The sequence below is a fragment of the Vibrio sp. M60_M70 genome (assembly GCF_037162085.1).
Taxonomy (GTDB): Bacteria; Pseudomonadota; Gammaproteobacteria; order Enterobacterales; family Vibrionaceae; genus Vibrio; species Vibrio diabolicus.
Map to the genome: position 1 here is coordinate 2,120,538 of NZ_JARLUL010000001.1, position 23,023 is coordinate 2,143,560.

At 44.0% G+C, this 23,023-nt stretch carries 23 protein-coding genes and 1 pseudogene; 5 read left to right on the forward strand and 19 right to left on the reverse strand.

What is annotated here, in order from left to right:
- Positions 1-185 precede the first annotated feature (185 nt).
- Positions 186-1,403: a sugar metabolism global transcriptional regulator Mlc gene (gene mlc / locus P4S59_RS09740; RefSeq protein WP_337168320.1), complete on the reverse strand. Its 1,218-nt coding sequence runs from the start codon at positions 1,401-1,403 to the stop codon at positions 186-188.
- A gap of 412 nt (positions 1,404-1,815) precedes the next feature.
- Between mlc and pyk the strand changes: the two genes are divergently transcribed.
- Positions 1,816-3,258 carry a pyruvate kinase gene (gene pyk, locus P4S59_RS09745; RefSeq protein ID WP_337168321.1) on the forward strand — a complete coding sequence of 481 codons (1,443 nt, stop codon included), beginning with the start codon at positions 1,816-1,818 and terminating at the stop codon, positions 3,256-3,258.
- Between the two features lie 121 nt (positions 3,259-3,379).
- On the opposite strand, the gene P4S59_RS09750 is transcribed toward pyk, so the two are convergent.
- Both P4S59_RS09750 and cydH read right to left on the reverse strand, forming a co-directional pair.
- Entirely contained in the window at positions 3,380-4,531 is a 1,152-nt protein-coding gene (locus tag P4S59_RS09750; protein WP_337168322.1) for a patatin-like phospholipase family protein, read from the reverse strand.
- A 44-nt stretch (positions 4,532-4,575) separates the two neighbouring features.
- On the reverse strand, positions 4,576-4,668 hold the full coding sequence (gene cydH / locus P4S59_RS09755; RefSeq protein ID WP_005372970.1) for a cytochrome bd-I oxidase subunit CydH: 93 nt from the start codon (positions 4,666-4,668) through the stop codon (positions 4,576-4,578).
- A 127-nt stretch (positions 4,669-4,795) separates the two neighbouring features.
- Here cydH and P4S59_RS09760 point away from each other — a divergent pair, with 127 nt between their 5' ends.
- From P4S59_RS09760 to P4S59_RS09770, 3 genes and pseudogenes are all read left to right on the forward strand, one after another.
- Positions 4,796-5,386, forward strand: a complete 591-nt coding sequence (locus tag P4S59_RS09760; RefSeq protein WP_047010036.1) for an outer membrane beta-barrel protein — start codon at positions 4,796-4,798, stop codon at positions 5,384-5,386.
- Between the two features lie 570 nt (positions 5,387-5,956).
- Positions 5,957-7,422 (forward strand): annotated as a pseudogene (locus P4S59_RS09765) (sodium-dependent transporter).
- On the forward strand, positions 7,419-7,514 hold the full coding sequence (locus P4S59_RS09770; protein ID WP_005372963.1) for a MetS family NSS transporter small subunit: 96 nt from the start codon (positions 7,419-7,421) through the stop codon (positions 7,512-7,514). Before P4S59_RS09765 ends, P4S59_RS09770 begins: the two are co-directional and overlap by 4 nt.
- 64 nt (positions 7,515-7,578) lie before the next feature.
- Here P4S59_RS09770 and P4S59_RS09775 read toward each other — a convergent pair whose 3' ends face one another.
- The 15 genes from P4S59_RS09775 to yceD all read right to left on the reverse strand — a co-directional run bounded on the left by P4S59_RS09775 (position 7,579) and on the right by yceD (position 20,733).
- On the reverse strand, positions 7,579-7,980 hold the full coding sequence (locus P4S59_RS09775) for a hypothetical protein (protein ID WP_012841593.1): 402 nt from the start codon (positions 7,978-7,980) through the stop codon (positions 7,579-7,581).
- A 214-nt stretch (positions 7,981-8,194) separates the two neighbouring features.
- Positions 8,195-9,625 (reverse strand): PTS glucose transporter subunit IIBC, encoded by a 1,431-nt coding sequence (gene ptsG / locus P4S59_RS09780; protein ID WP_337168323.1) that lies wholly within the window; start codon positions 9,623-9,625, stop codon positions 8,195-8,197.
- 444 nt (positions 9,626-10,069) lie between these two features.
- Entirely contained in the window at positions 10,070-10,837 is a 768-nt protein-coding gene (locus P4S59_RS09785; RefSeq protein ID WP_005396993.1) for a TatD family hydrolase, read from the reverse strand.
- Positions 10,828-11,790, reverse strand: coding sequence for a DNA polymerase III subunit delta' (locus P4S59_RS09790; RefSeq protein ID WP_337168324.1), 963 nt, complete (start codon positions 11,788-11,790; stop codon positions 10,828-10,830). Before P4S59_RS09790 ends, P4S59_RS09785 begins: the two co-directional genes overlap by 10 nt.
- 27 nt (positions 11,791-11,817) lie before the next feature.
- On the reverse strand, positions 11,818-12,450 hold the full coding sequence (gene tmk / locus P4S59_RS09795) for a dTMP kinase (protein WP_337168325.1): 633 nt from the start codon (positions 12,448-12,450) through the stop codon (positions 11,818-11,820).
- Positions 12,447-13,463 carry an endolytic transglycosylase MltG gene (mltG, locus tag P4S59_RS09800; RefSeq protein ID WP_337168326.1) on the reverse strand — a complete coding sequence of 339 codons (1,017 nt, stop codon included), beginning with the start codon at positions 13,461-13,463 and terminating at the stop codon, positions 12,447-12,449. Before mltG ends, tmk begins: the two co-directional genes overlap by 4 nt.
- Positions 13,460-14,275, reverse strand: a complete 816-nt coding sequence (gene pabC / locus P4S59_RS09805; RefSeq protein ID WP_085343543.1) for an aminodeoxychorismate lyase — start codon at positions 14,273-14,275, stop codon at positions 13,460-13,462. Before pabC ends, mltG begins: the two co-directional genes overlap by 4 nt.
- Before the next feature lie 107 nt (positions 14,276-14,382).
- Positions 14,383-15,633: a beta-ketoacyl-ACP synthase II gene (gene fabF / locus P4S59_RS09810; RefSeq protein WP_167426379.1), complete on the reverse strand. Its 1,251-nt coding sequence runs from the start codon at positions 15,631-15,633 to the stop codon at positions 14,383-14,385.
- A 93-nt stretch (positions 15,634-15,726) separates the two neighbouring features.
- Positions 15,727-15,960 carry an acyl carrier protein gene (acpP, locus tag P4S59_RS09815; protein ID WP_004406112.1) on the reverse strand — a complete coding sequence of 78 codons (234 nt, stop codon included), beginning with the start codon at positions 15,958-15,960 and terminating at the stop codon, positions 15,727-15,729.
- 246 nt (positions 15,961-16,206) lie between these two features.
- Positions 16,207-16,941: a 3-oxoacyl-ACP reductase FabG gene (fabG, locus tag P4S59_RS09820; protein WP_031780596.1), complete on the reverse strand. Its 735-nt coding sequence runs from the start codon at positions 16,939-16,941 to the stop codon at positions 16,207-16,209.
- Positions 16,942-16,987: 46 nt separating this feature from the next.
- The gene (fabD, locus tag P4S59_RS09825; protein ID WP_005396981.1) at positions 16,988-17,911 is read right to left on the reverse strand and encodes an ACP S-malonyltransferase; all 924 of its coding nucleotides are present in this window, start codon (positions 17,909-17,911) and stop codon (positions 16,988-16,990) included.
- A 75-nt stretch (positions 17,912-17,986) separates the two neighbouring features.
- Complete coding sequence (locus tag P4S59_RS09830; RefSeq protein ID WP_005396980.1) at positions 17,987-18,937, reverse strand: beta-ketoacyl-ACP synthase III; 951 nt, start codon at positions 18,935-18,937, stop codon at positions 17,987-17,989.
- A gap of 5 nt (positions 18,938-18,942) precedes the next feature.
- Positions 18,943-19,968, reverse strand: coding sequence for a phosphate acyltransferase PlsX (gene plsX / locus P4S59_RS09835; RefSeq protein ID WP_104974988.1), 1,026 nt, complete (start codon positions 19,966-19,968; stop codon positions 18,943-18,945).
- A gap of 10 nt (positions 19,969-19,978) precedes the next feature.
- Positions 19,979-20,149 (reverse strand): 50S ribosomal protein L32, encoded by a 171-nt coding sequence (rpmF, locus tag P4S59_RS09840; protein ID WP_005396978.1) that lies wholly within the window; start codon positions 20,147-20,149, stop codon positions 19,979-19,981.
- Between the two features lie 59 nt (positions 20,150-20,208).
- The gene (yceD, locus tag P4S59_RS09845; RefSeq protein ID WP_005396977.1) at positions 20,209-20,733 is read right to left on the reverse strand and encodes a 23S rRNA accumulation protein YceD; all 525 of its coding nucleotides are present in this window, start codon (positions 20,731-20,733) and stop codon (positions 20,209-20,211) included.
- A 149-nt stretch (positions 20,734-20,882) separates the two neighbouring features.
- Here yceD and P4S59_RS09850 point away from each other — a divergent pair, with 149 nt between their 5' ends.
- Entirely contained in the window at positions 20,883-21,464 is a 582-nt protein-coding gene (locus P4S59_RS09850) for a Maf family protein (protein ID WP_005396976.1), read from the forward strand.
- A 59-nt stretch (positions 21,465-21,523) separates the two neighbouring features.
- Here the strand turns inward: P4S59_RS09850 and rluC are convergent, their stop codons facing one another.
- On the reverse strand, positions 21,524-22,468 hold the full coding sequence (gene rluC / locus P4S59_RS09855) for a 23S rRNA pseudouridine(955/2504/2580) synthase RluC (RefSeq protein ID WP_005396975.1): 945 nt from the start codon (positions 22,466-22,468) through the stop codon (positions 21,524-21,526).
- Positions 22,469-23,023: the final 555 nt, after the last annotated feature.

A 23,023-nucleotide genomic window follows, 5' to 3' on the forward strand; every position in this document is an offset into this window, starting at 1 on the left:
ATTTGGGTTTATTTACTTGAGCTTTTTAGGAAATTACATGAATGGCGCAGATATAGCAATGCAGCACAACTCAAATTCACCTTCTAGTAATAGGCGATCAAAAAGGGTGAGCTGTTAAGCCTCACCCTAAATCATCTAAAAATGTATAGGCTCGACACCTAAGCACTTCATCATGTTTGAAGCAATTAGCCTTCCACAACCTTCATCAATAACTGACCATCGTACAACGCTTGCTTGATCAACGCGGCACCAGGCATTGTTGCTTGCTTATGGAAACGAGATTCCACCAGCTCAAGATCTTGGTGATAAACCGGTAAACTCTGCTCTTCGATACAGCGACGCACCGCAGGATAAAGTACATCTTTTGCTTGGTTAATCACACCACCGATCAAGATCTTCTCAGGGTTAAATAAGTTGATCACAATAGCAATTGCGGAACCTAAATAGCGTCCAAGCTTTTCAATCACATCAACTGCCAACGGATCACCGTTCGCTGCCGCTTCACAAATGCTCTCAATACTCATTTCTTCTTGTTCAGCAAGAATAGAGTCTTCGCCATCAGCAATTCGTCTTACGACTTCTTCACGAATGGCTTGAGAACTGGCAACGGTTTCCAAACAACCAATGTTGCCACAATGACAACGTTTTCCATTTGGATCGATTTGAATATGCCCAAGCTCACCAATGTTGCCGTGACGACCTTGCAAAACGCGCCCATCCAGAATGATGCCGGCACCTAAACCATGGTGAATAGAGATAAGGACGGAGTTGTCATTGTCTTGAGAATGGCCGAAAAGCTTTTCTGCTAATGCCCAAGCTCGCGTGTCATTGGCAATGAAAACTGGCAAGCCCGTTGCTTTGTATATCTCTGGTCCAAGAGCAAGATTTTCGACATTGTAATGAGGCATTTGTAGCACGACACCTTGCTCTGAATTCACAAGGCCAGGCAGCGTAATTGCAATACTGGTAACACGGTCAAGTTGATCCGCGTAAGTTTGGAAGAATTCATCAATTTCGTAGAGCAGACGCTCAAGCACATCGTCTTGGTCACGTTCGTGTATCTCGATTTTAGTATCGATCAACACATCGCCACCTAGCTCATGCAGAGCAATAGTTAAATAACCTCGCCCCAAACGCATTGACAGAAATTGCCACCCTTCGTTGTTGACCTGCAAACCGACGGCAGGTCGACCACGACTCGTCGCTTCTTGTACTGTGGTTTCATGAATCAAGTGCGCTTCAATTAATTCTCGAGTGATTTTGGTGATACTGGCAGGAGCAAGCTCACTCTGCTTGGACAAATCAATTCGAGAAATAGGACCTTTTAGGTCAATTAGTTTATATACACGACCAGCATTGACCTGTTTGATATGATCAATATGGCCCGGTTGAGCCATGTACATCTTGCACTCCGAAATTCTATAACGAGACAATTTTTTTACTTTGCGAACTAATTGTGAAGTGAATTAATAAATCCCCGTGACAAGCATCACGTATAAACCTGTTTGTTTGTGTATTCAATCAAATAACGAAGAATCTACTCCTGTTAAATTGTTTGAAAAATAACTTATTTTTATTCACTAAATTATGAAGCAACTCCTGTTACAACAGCGCATTCTCTCCAATAGAGGCTGAAGCCTATGGAATATCTGTCTGTTTTACCGGGATTACTCTTAATGTAAACATTCTGTGCATATACTTATACTCAAGCAGCTTTAAGGTGTGGGCTCAGCAACGAGGCAGACCTTGAGAGCGATTGAGGAAAGTAAGGATAGAGTTCAAGTTACCTTTACACATACATTCATCGGAGAATCTATGACTTCCAAACTAAGACGAACAAAAATTGTCACCACGCTTGGTCCTTCAACGGATAAGGACAATGTACTTGAGGAGATCATCAAAGCCGGTGCAAACGTTGTCCGTATGAATTTCTCACATGGAACCAGTGAAGACCACATTCAACGCGCCAAAAAAGTCCGTACCATTGCGGCAAAGCTTGGGCGTCAGGTTGCAATTCTTGGTGACTTGCAAGGCCCTAAAATCCGCGTATCGACCTTTAAAGACGGCCAAGTCATGTTAAATGTGGGCGATAAATTCACATTAGACAGTGATTTACCAAAAGGTGAAGGCAACCAAGAGTCCGTAGGGCTAGATTATAAAGAACTGCCGCAAGATGTGTCACCAAACGACATTCTGTTACTCGATGATGGACGCGTTCAACTGCAAGTCACCAGCGTCGAAGGCAATAAAGTTCATACCCGTGTGATTGTTGGTGGCCCACTATCTAATAATAAAGGGATCAACAAAAAAGGCGGCGGACTGTCAGCCGATGCGCTCACAGAGAAAGATAAAGCCGACATTCTTACCGCCGCAGAAATTCAAGTGGACTACCTTGCTATTTCGTTCCCACGTAACGGCGAAGACATGCATTACGCTCGACGTCTAGCCAGAGATGCAGGCCTTGAAGCCATGTTGGTGGCTAAAGTCGAACGAGCAGAAACCGTCGCGACCAATGAGTCTATTGACGATATTATTCTCGCATCCGATGTGGTGATGGTTGCGCGTGGCGATCTGGGTGTAGAAATCGGCGATCCTGAACTTATTGGCGTCCAGAAAAAGCTGATTCGCCGAGCACGCAGCTTAAACCGCATCGTAATTACTGCGACACAAATGATGGAGTCCATGATTACTAGCCCGATGCCGACGCGTGCTGAAGTGATGGACGTGGCCAATGCGGTTCTAGACGGCACTGACGCCGTGATGCTGTCTGGAGAGACCGCGGCAGGTAAATACCCTGTAGAAACGGTCAAATCCATGGCCGAGGTATGTGTGGGCGCAGAAAAGATGTCTGAGGCAAGCCTATCCACTTATCGCTTAGATCGCACCTTCGAAACCGCTGAAGAAACCATCGCAATGGCAACCATGTACTCTGCGAATCACATGGAAGGAATTAAAGCGATGATCTCGTTAACAGAGTCCGGCAGGACTGCGTTGATGATGTCTCGCTTAAGCTCTGGCTTACCAATATTTGCCTTATCACGTAATGAATCAACGCTCAATCGAGCTGCACTATACCGAGGCGTGACACCGGTATATTTCGAGTCAAAAAGTGATGCAGGTTTACCGACAGCTCAAGCTGCGATTGCCAACCTTAAAGAACAAGGGTTCTTGCACAAGGGTGATTTAGTCATGATCACTCAAGGCGATGTAATGGATGTCGTTGGTTCAACCAACTGCATGAGAATTCTGCAAGCATAACCTTTATACCTAACCCTATTAACCACAGAGATTAGGTACGCACACGAATGAGGCTCCGAAAACGGAGCCTCATTTATTTACACTTCACTTTGTATTTAGCTTATGTCGTTAATACAAAAGGTTATGCACTCTCTCTGCCATCAATTTCAATATTCAGTTGGTTATAGAGTTGAACCAGATTAAACCCCGCCTGAAGTCCGAGTTGATAATCATGCTCTAGTGATTCTTGGTCACTTAACAAAGAAGAAGAACGAAGCCCCTCTTTAGGCGCGATTTGTAAAATGAAAGTATCGTCAGGTGGAGCAGATATAAAGGCCTGAGTGAGCTCAAATGTTTGATAGTGAATCATCAGCATGTCGGCTAAACCTGAGTCAAAATTCTCACCGATTAAATGGCTTAAACGATACAAATTATCAGCACCGAACAACCAACGGCCTCCATTCAATAGCATTTTTCCGGCAAGCTTCGACTGATGGGCGGCATTAATTTTTTGTTGGAAGAACGAAGCCCAATCCAACTTCCATCGATTCACTTTTTGCTGCCATGATTGCTGCACCGAATTGATAGACTCTCGATACCACTCGACAGGTACATCCCCTACTTCACTTTGCGCTCTCGCTTCAATCTCCGAGAACGGTTCTGTTCGGATGACAATAATGTTGCGAGCATTCTGACGCCACGCTTCTTGAACAGGGATAGAAGCCGACACACCACCATCAACAAACTTATTGCCATTAACGTCGACAGGTCCGTGGTACAACTTAGGAATCGCGCATGTTGCTAACATGGTGTTAAACCACGTGTCACCCAAGATTGGTAAATATTGATCCGATAGCGTCTCTACATTTGTTACCGCGGCAAACGCACCTCGTCCTCCTAGTGCACTGCGGCCTAAATCAAGATCAAGCTTGTAAGGGAAATCTTGAATCCGCTCTAACGCCCACTCTAAACCCAAGTACTGCTGCTTTCGAATATAACGAAACAGATTAAAAAATTCAGGAGACGTTGTCAGCTCGGTAATAAAAGCTTTGCCCATACCGTGTTGACGACATAAGTAAGAGCATAAATTGAGTGCCCCAGCAGAGGTACCGTAGAATTCATCGAAAGGATCAAAGTTGGAAAGTAAAAATGCGTCTAATACGCCAGCGGTAAAAATCCCTCTCTGCCCTCCACCTTGCGTGACTAAAGCAGTTTTTCCATGCCTGAAATGCTCATAAACTTTAACATCAAGCTCAGTATGGCTTTCTGTGATTATACCGCTGTTACGTATCATAGGCTCACGCCATTTTGTTAAAACACTTGGTAAAAGTAGTTATCTTAAGCCGTTGTAATCGCAATGATGCCAAACGACAAAAGTACTGCAAAAACAGTCACCACGATGATTAATGCGGATTTTAGATCGTGTTCCATAAACACCTCCTTAATATGTAACAAATTAATAACACCAGTGTGAAATATGTTCAAGATTTGCTTAATTTAGTCGCGCAATTTTGACTAACCCATCACAATTAGCTTAGTCATAATAAGGAGATAGGACATGAACCAAAAACTCAGCTGGCTGGTAGGAAGCATACTGCTCAGCACCGCGGTAAGTGCACAAGCCAATATTATCGTTACTCCATTCATAGGCTATACAGGTGGCGGTCAAGTAGAAGACGAAGGTGGCAATACATACGACCTCGATCCCGCAGTGAACTACGCACTTTCAATCGAGACGCCTTTTGAGAAAGGAAGAATTGGATTATTTTACTCCAACCAATCAACAGAACTTGAAAAGTTATCAAATTCGGCAGATATCCATTACCTGCAATTTCAAAGCAGCATGTACTACCCTGTTGCAGAAAACTGGCAAACCTATATTGGTGTTGGCTTGGGAGCCTCTTACACCGATGTTGATTGGGTAGACAAAAAATACGGATTTTCGGCGAGCGCTTTTGCAGGGCTGGAATATGAGTTTTCAAAGAACTTTGCGTTGACAGCCCAATTAAGATGGTTGGGAACGGTCGTTGATAACGATACCTCTGGAGCCTGCACCCTACCTAATGACGGCTCAAACTGCATCATTAAGTTCGATACCGATTGGATGAACCAATTCCAATCAAATATTGGTTTTAGTTTCCGTTTCTAATTTTTTGTACACTTCACTTCGTAGGACTCGCCACAAAGAGTGCTGGGCGAGTCCTACACAAAGCAGATAGAAAATATCATCTAAACATCATCGCTTAGAAAAGTAACGAAGCATTCTCTAGCGGGGTGCGCAAAAGATAGCCGTACGCCCTAGTTCATCAAAATAGTTTTAAACACCAAGTCGATCATTGGATTCTAGTCATTTGTTCCATACAACCAACCAATCCCCCACACAAAACCATAATCAAACTCAAATTTAACAAGATTAAAACCAGACAACGCACCTGAGTTAACATTTAGATTCTATTGCGCTAAGTATTATTAGAAGTTAGTCTGATTAGTGAAAACAGATAAATATTTCAATTTTATCAAACACACATCAAAACTTTAAGATTAATAATCTACTTTCTCTCACAGTAACCAGAATATAGCTCTATAAAATTATAATAAGCTAGAATTAAGGATAGAAAAGCTGATGGATAACAGCGGTCCTTTCTTCCAACGGTTTGCGCAAATATTACTGTGTTACGGAGAGAGCTTCATTCCTCAGGGAGTCGTATAGGAGTCAAATATGAAGCGAGAACAATGGGGATCCCGAGCGGGATTCATCTTAGCAGCAGTCGGGTCTGCTATCGGTTTGGGAAACATTTGGCGTTTTCCATACATGGCCTATGAAAACGGTGGCGGCGCATTTTTTATTCCTTACATTTTCGCCATGATCACGGCCGGTATTCCATTTATGATCCTTGAGTTCAGTATGGGACAAAAGTACCGAGGCTCAGCACCAAAAACGCTAGCGAAAATTCATTCTAAATTTGAATGGCTTGGCTGGTTCCAAGTTGGTGTTGCAGCAGTTATCGCCGTTTACTATGTTGCAGTTATCGGTTGGTCAATTTCTTACTTTGGGTTGTCGTTCACTCAAGGTTGGGGAACCGATACAAACGCATTTTTCTTTAGCGAGTACCTAAAGTTAGGTGACAACTCACCAACAGACTTAGGCAGTATTCAATGGAAGATAGCCTTATCTATGGTGATTGCTTGGGCCATTACTTATACCGCCATTGCCAAAGGCGTGAAATCAGGGATTGAGCGCGCATCTAAAATCATGATGCCAATACTATTCTTGATGGTGATTTTTTTAATCGGACGTATGGTTTTCTTGCCAGGAGCTTTGGATGGCGTTAACTACATGTTTGAACCCGATTTCAGCAAAATTTGGGATGTGAAAGTATGGGCAGCTGCGTACGGTCAGATCTTCTTTACCCTAAGCATCGGCTTCGCGATCATGCTGGCTTACTCTAGTTATCTGCCAGAAAAATCAGACATCACGAATAACGCGTTTATGACCGTGTTGATCAACTGTGGCTTCTCCATCCTAGCTGGTATTATGATCTTCTCTGTCTTGGGTTACATGGCTCAAGAACAAGGTAAACCGCTAACAGAAGTGGTATCTGCAGGCGTTGGCCTTGCTTTTGTTACTTTACCTGCGGCAATTAACTTATTACCCGCACCATATATTCTTGGTCCTCTGTTCTTCTTTGCACTGGTGGTTGCTGGTCTAAGTTCGCACATTTCTATCATGGAAGCCGTAACATCCGCCATCATCGATAAGCTAAAGTGGAGCCGAAAAAAGCTGCAAACGTTGTAATTGGAACTGGTTTTGTGGTTTCTATGGCTTTCGCAACAAATGGCGGTCTATTGCTGCTAGACCTAGTAGACCACTTTGCAAACAACGTTGGCATTATGGTAGGCGGCTTGGTTGAGATTGTATTGATGGCGTGGCTATTGAAACGCGTGCCTGAAGTACGTAATTACGTAAATGAGCGCTCTGATTTCTCTATTGGTCAATGGTTTGAGATCTGTTTACGCTTCGTAACACCGATTATGCTCGCCATTATCTTAGCGACTAAGCTTTATGCTTTATTTACTGAAGGCTACGGTGGTTATGATCTAACTGTAGGCTGGGCACTTATCGCCGCACTATTTATCTTTGGTCTAGTGATTAACGCAGTGAATCGCAAGGAGACAGCGAAATGACAATCAGCGCAATTATTATGATGGTTATTGGTTTAGGTATCACTTGGGGCGGCGCTGCCGTTTGTATCAAGCGAGCCATGGATAAACAATAGCAGTATTGCATTCCAAACAAAAAAACGCCGGTATTTACCGGCGTTTTTTTATGTTTCTTTTATTCTAGAAACTGTATTTGATGCCAACGGCACCACCAAGTTGTAAGTCAGCACCTTTGTAAAGATCTAGCTCTGGGTGTATTTGACCATAAAGATCCCAGCCGCGTGATAAATCCCAGTTCACACCGAGAGGCACACGCACGCCAAACTCATCATCCCACTCATACCAACCACCAACGCCAACATACCAGGTCACAGGCATGTTTTGATCGAATGTTCCACGTTTAGCGATGTAATCAAACGCCATACCATCGTTACCGATAATGCCGCGATACTTATTATCTAACTCAACAACAACACTCAACTGTTGATCGACAGCCATACCAACAGACAAGTTCGTTGGCTCATTTGCCGCAATTGCGGTACTAGAAACTAGTCCTGCTAATAAAATTAATTTGCTCTTCATACACGTTATCAATTATTAAAAAAACATCATGCGCTATTCAAACATAGTGGTGTTTCAATATGTCAACGATGAGTAAGCGCGATGTATGAAAAGACTGGCAAAAGTAAAGATGAGTTTAGGATCACACTCAGAAAGCACTTTTAGCAATGAATGAGAGAGGAACTAAAAAAGGAGGCCGAAGCCTCCTTTTATTCATTGTTATGAATGACGGTGATTAGCCGTGGTTACGGATCCACTCATCCATTTCAGTTTTTAGGTTGTCAGACTTAGTACCGAAGATAGCCTGTACACCACCTGCAACAACTACAACACCAGCAGCGCCAAGTTGTTTCAGTTTGTCTTGGTCTACAGCTGCTGTATCTGCAACCGCGACACGTAGGCGAGTGATACATGCGTCTAGACCAGTAATGTTAGCTTTACCACCGAACGCTGCAACCAGTTCACCACCCATGTCAGAGCCAGAAGTTGCTGCCGCACTTTCTGTTTCATCTTCACGACCAGGAGTTTTTAGGTCAAGTGCTGTGATTACGCCACGGAACACTACGTAGTAAATCACTGCGTATACTAGACCAACAGCAATCATTAGACCCATCTTCTGAGCGTTACCAGATAGAACTAGGAAGTCGATCAGACCGTGAGAGAAAGAAGTACCGTGTACAAAGCCTAGAGTGTTAGAAACAATGTATGCAGAACCAGCTAGTAGAGCGTGGATACCGTATAGTAGTGGAGCAACGAATAGGAACGAGAATTCGATAGGCTCAGTAATACCAGTTAGGAATGAAGTCAGTGCAGCTGACGCCATGATACCCATTACTTTTGCGCGGTTTTCTGGTTTAGCACAGTGAGCAATTGCGATTGCTGCAGCTGGTAGACCAAACATCTTGAACATGTAACCACCCGCTAGCTGACCGAAGCCATTACCAGCAGCACGAGATGCTTCATCAGCAACTAGGTAACAAGTTAGTACGCCGTTTTGAGCTTCACCAGCAGCGTTAACACAAGAACCAGCTTCGAAGAAGAACGGTACGTTCCATACGTGGTGTAGGCCGAATGGGATTAGAGAACGCTCTACAACACCGTAGATACCGAATGCTAGTTGTGGGTTTTGGTGCGCAGCCCAATCAGAGAATGCAGAGATTGCACCGCCAATTGGTGGCCAAATTACAGAAAGGATAACACCAAGGATGATCGCTGCAAAACCAGTGATGATAGGCACTGCACGCTTACCAGCGAAGAAGCCAAGATACTCTGGAAGTTGAATTTTGAAGAAACGGTTGAATGCCCAAGCAGCCACACCACCGACAAGGATACCACCTAGTACACCTGTATCGATTTTCTCAACACCCATAACACCCGCCATTACACCTAGCGTTGCCGTCATGATGCCGTAACCAACGATTGCTGCAAGACCAGCAACACCGTCGTTATTAGTGAAGCCTAGAGCTACACCTACTGCAAATAGAAGTGCCATTTGGCCGAATACTGAGCCACCAGCTTGTTCCATAAGATTAGAAACGATCTCTGGAATAAAGCTTAGCTGGGCAGCACCCACACCTAATAAAATACCTGCAACTGGTAAAACTGATACTGGAAGCATCAGCGCCTTACCAACTTTTTGCAGGTTAGCAAAAAGGTTCTTAAACATGTTTATGCTCCTGATAAATTTATAAGTATTATTTGGGCACTAACGGCACACCCCCGTAGCCTAAAGGTTAGCACCCAATGAAAATGTAACCACAACTGCATTATATTTTCCGGCTCTAAATATATATTGATGACCCTCAAACTTTCCACACAGTTACGAAATTTAGTTTCAAAACAAGTCTTGGATCACACCCAAAAACAGCTGATGAAAAGGTTTGCATTGCAGTTATATTACTGTTTTATAAAGAGTTTATTATTTATATAATTAATTTTAAGGCGTAAATAAAATACGCTCCAATGTTATTTTTAGTAACAAAATTACATTTGTGATTTTTGAATGTTATTAAATCAACATTTTTAGTAAACATTAAACTCATGAGTATATCTGTTGTTTTTATCAACAAAAAAGGAGCATACGCTCCTTTTTTATACTCTTATTGATTTTTCATCGCAAAAAAAGATTTCGGAAATTTTCGGTGGTTTTTTGTGCCACTTCAGAAAGAGAGCACGATTTGAGTTGCGCAATATAAGAAGCCACCTCGACAACATAAGCAGGTTGATTCTCTTTACCTCGGTGAGGGACTGGAGCCAAGTAAGGAGAATCTGTCTCAATGAGAAGCTTCTCTAGAGGTAGAGTCTTCACCACTTCTTTCAACTCTGTAGCTTGACGGAAAGTGACAATCCCCGAGATAGAAATATAAAACCCCAGCTCAAGTGCAGCTTCAGCAAATGGAAGATCTTCTGTAAAACAGTGGATAACACCACCACATTTCTCCGCCCCACCCTTACGCAAAATATCTAGAGTATCCGCACGTGCGTTTCTGGTATGGATAATTAAAGGTTTGTTAAGCTCCACCGCAAGATCAACGTGTTGCTCAAAACGCTCTTTCTGTAACGCTGCCGTTTCTGGCTTATAATGATAATCCAAGCCTGTTTCACCAATGGCAACGACTTTTTCATTCGATGCGTGGTGACGTAGCACGTCCATCGAAAAGTCGCTTTCAACATCAAGTGGGTGTACACCACACGAAGCATAAACATTCTCATAAGGCTCAATCATTTCCATCATTTTAGGGAAAGAATCCAGCGTAACTCCCACAGAAAGCAGCTCGGTTACCTTTGCTTGTTTAGCTTTGTTAATAACGTCTTCCACATTGATGTGGAGATCGTCGTAATTCAATTTGTCTAAATGACAATGAGAATCTACGAACATAATGCCTCTCGTGATTCAATTAACCAGTTCATTGATAGTAGCTCAAGGTTTAGACCAGGAAAGGCTTGCACCTGAGCTTTGAGGTCCATCAGCGCCTTCGCTGATGAGTACAAACCGTTGTAGTTGTTCGGTTGAAACTTTATAGCGCCAGGAAGCATTTGTGCTTCTGATACACCAAACTGCGCTTTCTGAGCGTCTGTCAGTAAATACCACGCCCAGTCTAGTGATTGCTCCGAGTGTTTAGCCATTAAAGAAGCACACTCAGAAATGTCTGAGGTAGAAGAAGACATCGCCTTAATAAAAGTGCGCTCAAAAGCCAAGTAAGCATCGAGATCGCCATTATTTAACGCATCCAATGTTTTTATCGGAGAGCCCATATTCAGTTTTAAGGCGTAAGCAGGAACTTGCTGCGCCCCTTGTTCGCGCATCCATTGCATCGCTTGTTCCGTTGACGGCGGCGCAACAACCCAGTGTTGGCAACGGCTACGAATCGTTGGAAGCAGGCGCTCCTGATTGTGGGTAACGAGCAAAAACAAGCACTTTGCCCCAGGCTCTTCTAGCGTTTTTAACAATGCATTCGATGCCGATTCATTCATAGCGTCCGCTGGCTCTATAACAAATAGGCGATAACCATTAAGCTGTGATGATTCCTGCGCAAGACGGTTACAAGCTCGAACTTGGTCCACCGTTATCGCTCTTCCTTCTTTTTCTGGTTTGATCCAGTGTAAATCTGGGTGGTTGTGTGATTGATTTAATTGACAGCTATGACAAAAACCGCACGCTTCACTGGCGTAATTTTGGCAAAGAAGTGCTTGGCTAAAAAACTCGATAAGTTTTTCGATGCCTAAGCCTTGCTCGCTTTGCAATAAAAGCGCACCTGGTATTCTGTCCGACTCTAGCCCTACTTTGAGGTTATCCCATACTGGTTGCAACCATGGATAATCATTTAACATGAGTCACCTAAATTTAAGTTTCACTTATTATTGACGGGCTAACCACTCGTTAAGAGCGTCCCGAATATCACGCGACACGTCTTCGATCACCTGCTCAGCGTTAATGATAATGATAGAAGGATCAGCATGAGCAATCTCCAAATAACGCTCTCGTGTACGTTCAAAGAAGCTGATATCCATCTTCTCGATACGATCGAGCTCACCACGCCCACGCGCACGCTCAAGCCCAACGCGAGGGTCGATATCCATATAGAGAGTGAAAGCAGGTTTAAAATCACCAAGCGTTGTGTCTCGAAGGTTTTTCATTAGCGACGCGTCAATTTGACGACCACCACCTTGATAAGCCTGCGACGACATATCGTGGCGGTCACCCACCACCCACTGACCGCTCGCCAAAGCTGGTTTGATCACGTTCTCAACCAACTGGACACGCGCAGCATATAGAAGAAGCAACTCCGTCATGTCTTTAAGTTCTTCGCCTTCATGCTCTTCTTTCACCAGAGCGCGCATCTTTTCTGCTAGCGGCGTGCCTCCTGGCTCACGAGTATTTACGATATTTTCAATACCTGCCGCTTTTAGCGTATCTAAAACGGTTTTAATCGCAGTGCTTTTACCCGCGCCTTCTAGGCCTTCAACGACAATAAAGTTTGCTTTCATCATTTGTTCTTTCTTAGTTCTCTTAAATAGGCTCGAACAGCACGATTGTGCTCTGCAAGGGATTTCGAAAATACGTGTCCGCCCTTTCCACTTGCTACGAAATATAAATAGTGGCTGCTTTCTGGATTCAAAGCCGCTTCAATAGAGGCTTCACCTGCCATCGCGATTGGGGTTGGAGGTAAGCCATTGATGGTATAGGTGTTATATGGTGTCGGCGTGCGCAAATCTTTCTTACGAATATTTCCGTCGTAAGCATCACCCATACCATAAATAACCGTCGGATCCGTTTGTAAACGCATGCGTTTGTTCAATCGGTTGATAAACACAGAAGCGACGCGCTCACGCTCAGAGTCAATGGCCGTCTCTTTCTCGATGATAGACGCCAGAATCAAGGCTTCATATTTGTCTTGCAATGGCAGCTTTTCTTGACGAGCTTCCCAGCTAGCATCCAGTATTTTATTGAGTTTTCGATGCGCTCGTTTTAATAACTGGCTTTCACTTGCACCCGCCGTGTAATGGTAGGTTTCTGCTAAAAACAGTCCTTCAAGCTTTTCTCGCTCAATACCCAACTTTGCTGCCATGTCTTTTTCTGATAGATCGGTTAAGTCATGCTCTAAATAAGGAGCACTTTTCAATTGCTCTACCCACTCAGAAAAGCGGCTGCCTTCAACAAAAGTGATCGCAAACTGGTATTCTTTTCCGGTGTTCAGGTGCTCCAATGCTTGCAAAAGCGACATACCAGGCTCTAGTTGATAAGTGCCCGCTCGTACTTGCAACAGTTCTGGATATAAGTGAGGTATTAAACGGATGTACTCCGACGTTTCAATTACCTCATCTTCAACTAAGGCGCGCATGACATGATGAAAGCTTGTACCACTTTCTACAGTAAACAGCTGAGGTTGTTCCAATAGAATAGGCTTTTCAACGTATTGTTTAGCCTGTGAAATTATATAAAAAACAGCTGCTGCGCCTATCACTGCGATCAGCACAACAAAAGCCAACAGTTTTTTAATCACGTAGTTAAATTCCCTTGCAGTCGTTGAGTCAATTTTCCTATCGGAAATATAGTCTTAGAGTTAGATGCCACTATGCTGCGAATTGGTGCGACACCTAATATTGAGTTACACATGAAAGCCTCGTCTGCGCTCAGCAAATCTGGAAGTATAAAACGCCCCTCGATGACTTCAATATGACTTACTTTTAGTAACTCAAGCACCTTACGACGCATTACGCCCGCAACGCCAGATAAGGTCAGTTCCGGTGTAAATACTTTATTACCTTTAACCCAAAAAAGGTTGGCCATTGTAGTTTCAATGACATGGTTTTGCACATTTAACGTTATTGCATCTGCAAACTCGGTATCGTCGATTTCAGCCTTGGCGAGAATCTGCTCTAAACGGTTGTTGTGCTTGTGTCCAGCAAGTAAAGGTTGGATCCCGAGACGAGTCTCACAAACGCCCAAATCCACGCCTTTTTCTTGCCAAGAAGAGTAATGAGAAGGAAACGCAAAATTGGAGATCGTCACGATAGGGCCTTCAATCCCATTAGGACTATACCCTCGCCCACCAATACCACGGCTAACGTGAATTTTCACCCCCGCTTGTGCGTCAGATAAAGCCGCTTTGCTTGCCCAATCATGCACAACTTGCCAGTCAGGGGAAGAGATCTTCAATGCGTCAAGGCAGGACTTCATACGCTCAATGTGTTCTTGCCAGTAAACCAACTCTCCGTTTTGGGTCAGGATGGTGGTAAAACCTCCATCGCCGTATTGGAATGAGCGATCACCCAGTTCTACATGCGTTTGTGGAACTCCATTTACCCAAAACATTCGCGTACCTTCAAATTAGCAGACAACAAATAAAACAAAACGGCTCAATGCTAAGCATCGAGCCGTTAGAATACAAGTTTCGCTTATCTAAATAAGGTTAGATAGTGTTACTCAGCGAACTTTTTGAAGATCAAAGAACCGTTTGTACCACCAAAGCCAAACGAGTTACAGATAGCGTATTCCATACCTTCAACTTTGCGCGCAGTGTGTGGCACAAGGTCGATGTCTAGACCTTCTTCTGGATCATCAAGGTTAATCGTTGGTGGAACGATTTGGTCAACCAAAGACATAACCGTGATAATTGCTTCAACAGAGCCTGCTGCACCTAATAGGTGACCAGTCATAGACTTAGTTGATGATACAAGTACTTGCTTCGCACCTTCTTCACCAAGAGCACGTTTCACGCCCTTGATTTCTGCAACGTCACCAGCAGGAGTAGATGTACCGTGAGCATTCACATAACCTACTTGGGTGCCTGTGATGTTGGCGTCACGCATTGCCGCTTCCATCGCAAGTGCACCACCCGAGCCATCTTCGCTTGGAGAAGTCATGTGGTAAGCATCGCCAGACATACCAAAACCAACCAGTTCTGCGTAAATCTTCGCGCCACGTGCTTTCGCGTGTTCGTACTCTTCAAGCACCATCATGCCAGCACCATCGCCTAGAACAAAGCCATCACGGCCTTTATCCCATGGACGAGACGCTTTTTGAGGTTCTTCATTACGAGTAGATAGCGCTTTAGCTGCACCGAAGCCAGCCATGCCAAGAGGCGTAGACGCTTTTTCTGCGCCACCAGCAACCATCGCATCTGCATCGCCGTACGCAATCATTCGTGCAGCATGACCGATGTTATGTAGGCCAGTAGTACATGCTGTAGAAATCGCGATATTTGGACCACGAAGACCACGCATGATAGATAGGTTACCTGCAACCATATTTACGATGGTCGAAGGAACAAAAAATGGGCTAACTTTGCGAGGGCCTTTTTCTACTAATGCAGTGTGACCTGTTTCGATCAGATCTAGACCGCCAATGCCTGAGCCGATAGCAACACCAACTCGAGCCGCATTTTCTTCGGTAATTTGTAAGCCAGAGTTATCAAGAGCTTGAATACCCGCTGCAATGCCGTACTGGATGAAAAGATCCATCTTACGAGCATCTTTTTTAGACATGTACTCTGTGCAATCGAAATCTTTAACAAGACCTGCAAAACGAGTTGAGAAGTTCGTAGCATCAAAGTGCTCGATATTCACGATACCACTTTGACCTTCTAGCAGGGCTTTCCAAGATGATTCTACTGTGTTGCCTACCGGTGACAACATACCCATGCCAGTGACAACTACACGACGCTTGGACACGATATAATTCTCCGGGAATTGAATATTTCTATGAGAGGATAGAAGAAGTTAGAAAGAACACAGGCGGTCTAGGAGACCGCCTGGGAGAGCTAATTACTGAGCGCTGTTTACGTAGTCGATTGCAGCTTGAACAGTAGTGATCTTCTCAGCTTCTTCGTCAGGAATCTCAGTGTCGAATTCCTCTTCTAGAGCCATAACTAGTTCTACAGTGTCTAGAGAATCAGCACCTAGATCGTCAACGAAAGAAGCTTCGTTTTTAACTTCTGCTTCGTCTACACCTAGCTGTTCAACAATGATTTTCTTTACGCGTTCTTCGATGTTGCTCATTTTTCTTTTCCTTTACAGATTTCGCCTAATGCGATGATTCCGTAGTTTATTCGAACTATTGAAAGTTGCAAGGGGGTCCTTGCTGGTCAAACCACAAAATTAGCGAATTTAACCGAATTTCAATACATTTTTGACTTAAATCATGCACAAATCTTGCGCATAAGCATGACAAGTTCATGACAGTTAACTGCAACTATAGGCTATTTTTCACAATGTAAAATAGCTTATTTTGCACAAACTGTCTCATTAAACCATGTACATGCCACCATTTACATGCAAAGTTTCACCAGTAATGTACGCCGCTTCAGGAGAAGCAAGGAAAACTACTGCTGATGCAATTTCACGTGGGTCACCTAAACGACCAGCTGGTACGTTCGACAACGTTGCCGCACGTTGCTCATCATTTAGTGCCTTTGTCATGTCAGTTTCGATGAAACCAGGGGCAACAGTGTTCACTGTTACACCACGAGACGCAACTTCACGAGCCATTGATTTAGTAAAACCAATCACGCCCGCTTTCGCTGCTGCGTAGTTAGTTTGACCTGCGTTACCCATGGTACCAACAACCGAGCCTACGTTGATGATACGACCCGCACGTTTTTTCATCATGCCGCGTAAAACCGCTTTAGACATGCGGTAGATAGGCGTTAGGTTGGTATCGATGATGTCGTTCCACTCATCATCTTTCATACGCATCAATAGGTTGTCACGAGTAATACCAGCGTTATTCACCAGAATATCGATCACACCAAATTCTTCGTTGATCGTTTTTAGTGTCGCTTCGATAGACTCGACATCGGTCACGTTAAGAGCTAGACCTTTACCGTTATCACCAAGATACTCGCTGATAGCAGCTGCGCCACTTTCAGAAGTAGCCGTACCGATAACCGTCGCACCGCGCTCTACAAGAAGTTCCGCGATCGCGCGGCCAATACCACGGCTTGCGCCGGTAACTAGCGCGATCTTACCTTCTAGATTCATCATGTTGTGTTTCCTTTTCTTATCGCAAGTTTTATCGCTTGATGGATTACTTCGCCGCGTCTAGCGACGCAACATCATTCACTGCTGCTGCAGTTAGCGTTTTCACGATACGTTTTGTTAGACCTGTTAAAACCTTACCAGGACCAAGCTCAAGAAGCTGTTCTACCCCTTGCTCGTGCATAAGCTCGACTGTTTCAGTCCAGCGAACTGGGCTATGTAGCTGACGAACAAGCGCATCTTTGATTTTTGCAGGATCTGTCTCAGCGACCACATCAACGTTGTTGATAACTGGAAGCTGTGGTGAGTTAAATTCGATAGACTCAAGAGCTACTGCAAGTTTTTCCGCTGCTGGCTTCATAAGCGCACAGTGTGATGGAACTGAAACAGGAAGAGGAAGCGCACGTTTCGCACCAGCTTCTTTACATAGCGCTCCCGCACGCTCTACTGCGTCTTTGCTACCCGCGATAACTACCTGACCAGGCGAGTTAAAGTTTACTGGAGAGACCACTTCACCTTGCGCTGCGTCTTCACACGCTTTTGCAATCGCATCATCAGCCAAACCGATAATCGCGAACATAGCGCCAGTACCTGCTGGTACCGCCTCTTGCATTAGCTTACCGCGTAATTCAACCAGCTTGATTGCTTCTTTAAAGTCAATGACACCCGCACATACAAGTGCTGAATACTCACCTAGGCTGTGACCGGCTAGGTTTGCTGGTTGCTCTAAACCGAGCTCCTGCCATACACGCCAGATTGCAACAGATGAAGCTAGCAAAGCTGGTTGAGTGCGGAAAGTCTCGTTTAAATCTTCTGCAGGTCCATTTTGAACAAGCGCCCATAGATCGTAACCTAGTGCGTCAGATGCTTCTGCAAATGTTTGTTTTACTACGTCATATTGTTCGCCTAGTTCTGCAAGCATACCTACAGCTTGAGAACCTTGACCTGGAAATACGATAGCAAACTTGCTCATGTTGTTTTCCTTTAAGCAAAGTAAAAAGAAATAAGATGCACCAAGTGCACCTTAAATTTTGAATTCTCGTGAAACTTAGAACTTCACCAGAGCAGAGCCCCAAGTGAAACCGCCACCAAACGCCTCTAGCAATAAAGTCTGCCCGCGTTTAATGCGACCATCGCGCACAGCTTCATCCAGCGCAGACGGTACTGTCGCCGCAGAAGTGTTCCCGTGTCGGTCTAATGTCACTACGACTTGGTCTAAAGACATTGAAAGCTTTTTCGCTGTTGCCGAAATAATTCGATAGTTCGCTTGATGCGGTACTAGCCAGTCTAGTTCAGACTTATGCATGTTGTTGGCTTCAAGCGTATCTTTTACTAGTTTCGATAACTGAGTGACAGCGACTTTGAATACTTCGTTACCTGCCATATGAAGCCATTTGTCAGCATCTTGACCACGCTCAGGTACAGGTAGGCTTAGTAGCTCACCGAATTGACCATCCGAGTATATGTGGGTAGAAATAATACCTGGCTCTTGGCTAGCGCCTACGACAACGGCTCCAGCACCATCACCAAATAGGATAATGGTTGAACGGTCTGTCGGATCACACGTTTTAGACAAAGCATCTGAACCAATAACAAGTACGTTTTTACACATACCCGATTTAATATGTTGGTCTGCAACAGATAATGCGTACACAAAACCAGAACAAGCAGCGGCTAAGTCAAAAGCTGGACAACCTTTAATGCCAAGCTTTGCCTGCACCTGACACGCAGATGAAGGGAAAGTATGGCTACTGCTCGTTGTGGCTACGATAATCAGGTCGATATCGTTTTTATCAATACCCGCCATATCGATAGCGTTTTCAGCTGCGTAGAATGCCATGTCCGCTACAGTCTCATTTTCTGCAGCAATTCGACGCTCTTTAATACCCGTGCGAGCAACGATCCACTCATCACTTGTATCTACCATTTTCTCTAGATCTGCGTTTGTACGCACCTGAGATGGCAGGTAGCTGCCAGTACCTAAAATTTTGCTATACATGAAGACTAATAATGCCTCTCGAGTAAAACCGCTTCCAAACGATCGCTAATACGGCTTGGTACTTGTCGTTTGACCTCGTGTACTGCCTCGCCAAGTGCATTGACAATCGCAGATACATCCGCACTTCCATGGCTTTTTATGACAATGCCGCGCAATCCTAGCAAACTTGCGCCGTTATACTGGTCGGGGTTCAGTGTTTTTAGTTCATTAAATAGCCGAGAAAACAACTTTCTAGCAATCCAACCCTTTATCGTTGACGCCATCATACTGGTTTTAATTTTTTCGATAAAAAGTTGAGCTGTTCCCTCACTGGCTTTTAAGCATACGTTGCCGACAAACCCATCACATACAATGACGTCTGCAACATCATGCAAAATTTGATTACCTTCAATATAACCAACAAAGTTAATCGCGTCGGTCTGAGAAAGCATTTCTGCGCAACGTTTGACTAAATCGTTACCTTTAATCTCTTCTGCGCCAATATTGAGTACAGCAACGCGAGGAGGACAACCTAAGTGTTCTTCTGCTAATGCACTGCCCATTACAGCAAATTGGAACAAACTATCAGCATCGCACGATACATTCGCACCTAGATCTAGCATCCAAGTCCGCTTTCCAGTAATCGTCGGTAAAGCTGAAACTAAAGCAGGACGTTCAATACCAGGAAGTAACTTAAGAATGAAACGCGATAGTGCCATTAATGCACCGGTGTTGCCACCACTAACACAAGCATCCGCCTTCTGCTCAGAAACCAAATCGATAGCCATACGCATGGAACTATTTTGGCTATTACGTAGTGCCAATGAAGGTTTTTCTGAGTTCGAGATAACTTTCTCACTATGAAGAATAGTCAAGCGGGAACTGGTCGAGGTACCGAGTTGAAATAATTGAGACGTGATCAGAGATTGATCACCTATAAGAATCACTTTTAGCTCTGGGAAATGAGACAGTGCCTGCACGGCGGCAGGCACTGTTACGCGTGGACCGAAATCCCCGCCCATTGCATCAAGTGCAACGGTAATACTTTGCAAAGGTTCAACCTTACTTGTTGATAACCTTTTGACCACGGTAGTAACCTTCAGCAGTTACGTTGTGGCGTAGGTGAGTTTCACCAGAAGTCGCGTCTACAGATAGAGCAGCTGTAGTTAGCGCATCGTGTGAACGACGCATACCGCGCTTAGAACGAGTTTTACGGTTTTTCTGTACGGCCATTGACCCTACTCCTATACTATTGGGTTAAAAACCTGAAGAAGAATCGGTTACCACACCTATTACTTTTTCAGACTTTTCAAAACGTCGAATGGATTCGGTTTTTCTTCCTCAATTTCTTCAGGAATCTCACCAAAAACCATGTTATTTGAATCAACGCTACAATCCGCTTCATCGTGCATCGCAATTTGAGGTAATGCTAAGATGAACTCGTCTTCAACCAGTTGTATAAGGTCTAATTCACCATATTCATTTAGATCTACCAAATCATAAATTTCTGGTGCTTCCTGTTCCGTTTTCTCACCGTAGTAAGGAGTAGAAAGGAATTCGACTTCGCACTCATGTGCGAATACCTCATTACAACGCTGACACTCTAAATCGACTTCGATGTTAGCTTTACCAGAGATAACAACGAGTCGCTGTTCATCCATCCCAAATGACAATGAGACTTCTGCGTCGCGTTTTACGCCTTCAGTTGTTTCCGCTAAGCGCTTGAAAAGACTAGCTTGGATGATTCCATCGTAATCTAATCGTTTCTGTGCAGCTTTCGCTGGGTCAACCGTTCGCGGTATTTTTACCTTTTGCATAGGGCGCGAATATTATCTTCCAAATCAAAATTAGTCAAAGAAAAAGGCAAAAAAGTTGTACTTTTTTACGCTTAACATACAGAGCATTAGCCAGAATCATTTTTGATCGATTATCCTATCGGAAATGCTCCCACGAATTGTAATTCAAAATGAAAAATTACCAACTGGTTTTAGCTTCAACCTCCCCTTTTCGTAAACAACTGCTTGAAAAGCTTTCACTACCGTTCATTTGTTTATCACCTGATTGCGATGAAACACCGTTTGACCAGGAAACGCCTCTTGAACTGGTGCAAAGATTGGCCCAAGAGAAAGCAACATCTTGCCAGACGGATAAAGCAAGTTTAGTTATCGGCAGTGACCAGGTTTGTGTCATTAATGGTGAAATCGTTGGCAAACCTTTAAATAGAGACAACGCAATAAATCAACTTTTGTCTCAAAGTGGAAAAGTCATCACTTTCTATACTGGTCTTGCGGTACATAACACCGTCACAAACCATACAGAAGTCGGCTTTGATTCTTTCGAAGTACACTTTAGAGATTTGACGCTTGAACAAATCGAGCGCTACGTCGACAGGGAAGAACCTTTTTACTGCGCAGGCAGCTTTAAAAGCGAAGGAATGGGAATTTGTTTGTTTAACAAATTAGTGGGGAAAGACCCGAACACACTTGTCGGACTACCATTGATTGATTTGATTGATATGTTGCATGTTCAAGGACTCGATGTCCTTTGACCAAAATATGATAAAAGGGAGCCACAGGCTCCCTTCTTGCATCCGCGAGGAAAACATGGTTACGCGTTTCTTAAACCCGCCAACACTTTTTCTAGCTTCGGTTCCATCGGTGCGTTGATTTCCATCCACTCATCATTTGATGGGTGTTGGAACTTGATGTTTGCCGCGTGTAGGAACAAACGATCTAAACCAACTTGACCTGTGTAAGCATCAAAGCGGCGGTCACCGTAGCGATCATCCCAAGCGATTGGGTGGCCCGTATATTGTGTATGAACTCGGATTTGGTGAGTTCGACCAGTAATCGGACTCGCTTGAATCAATGTTGCTTGTTCAAACTTTTCCAAAATCTTAAAACGCGTTTCAGACGGCTTACCGTTAGGGTTAACACGAACAATACTGTTCACTTCGTTTTTAAGCAGTGGCGCGTTCACAACCTTACAACTGCTTTTCCATTGTCCCATGACAAGAGCTAAGTAAAACTTCTTCACTGTCTTTTCACGAAACTGGGCTTGCAAGTGACGAAGTGCAGAACGCTTCTTAGCAACCAGCAAGATACCTGAAGTATCACGGTCAATACGATGCACAAGTTCAAGAAAGCGAGCTTGAGGACGCAGAGCTCTAAGCGCTTCAATCGCGCCAAACTTTAAGCCACTGCCACCATGCACAGCGGTACCAGATGGTTTGTTTAGAATCAACATATGATCATCTTCGAAGATGATCATATCTTCCAACTCTGCGACTTTGTTTAGTTTCGTACTTGGCGCAACATCGTCATCTTTTTTCTCGACTGTCACCGGTGGAATACGAACGAGATCGCCTGCTTTTAACTTGTACTCTGCTTTTATACGCTTTTTATTTACACGTACTTCGCCCTTACGCACGATTCGGTAAATCATGCTTTTAGGGATGTCTTTTAATTGGTTGCGCAAAAAATTATCAATGCGCTGACCCGCCATATCTTCGTCAATGTCGACGAACTGGACTTTTGTTCTTATTTCGCTCATGGGCGGTATTGTAAACTCAATTTCGCGCGACTTCACATTATTCTTGTCGTAAAAGAAACACTTGATAGTACAAACTGGTCTAAATTTCGCCAAGCTTTTGTTTAAATTATTAAAACTCTCAATCGAGTTCTCAATTTGTTTTCTGTCTTGATCAGTTTACACATCTCAATTGCTTATGAAACAGCCAGTTATAAATTAGAAATTTTGAGTTTAGCGGCAAATTTTCTATCGTTTGCGTGAAAGCAGATTGCTGATAGCCACGCGCACTGCTATAGTTCACAGCTGCTAAGGAAGGTTTGGTTACATTTTATTCATTACCAATCATTTATCCTCAAGCAATGTGAGTAGATCGTTGAAGGTCGAGTGCAGCATTGGCGTGAGACACATCGAATTCAACACTCTTGCCACCCTACTCCTCGCATATTCACGTTGAGTACCTACCGCCCAAATAGCGGGTCACAAGTCTACGTTTCCAACAGAAACCACAAGAGGCTTGTGATGACTGAAGTGCCCGAGAGCATCCCCTTCCAGCCGGGAGGCTGCAAAATACAAGCC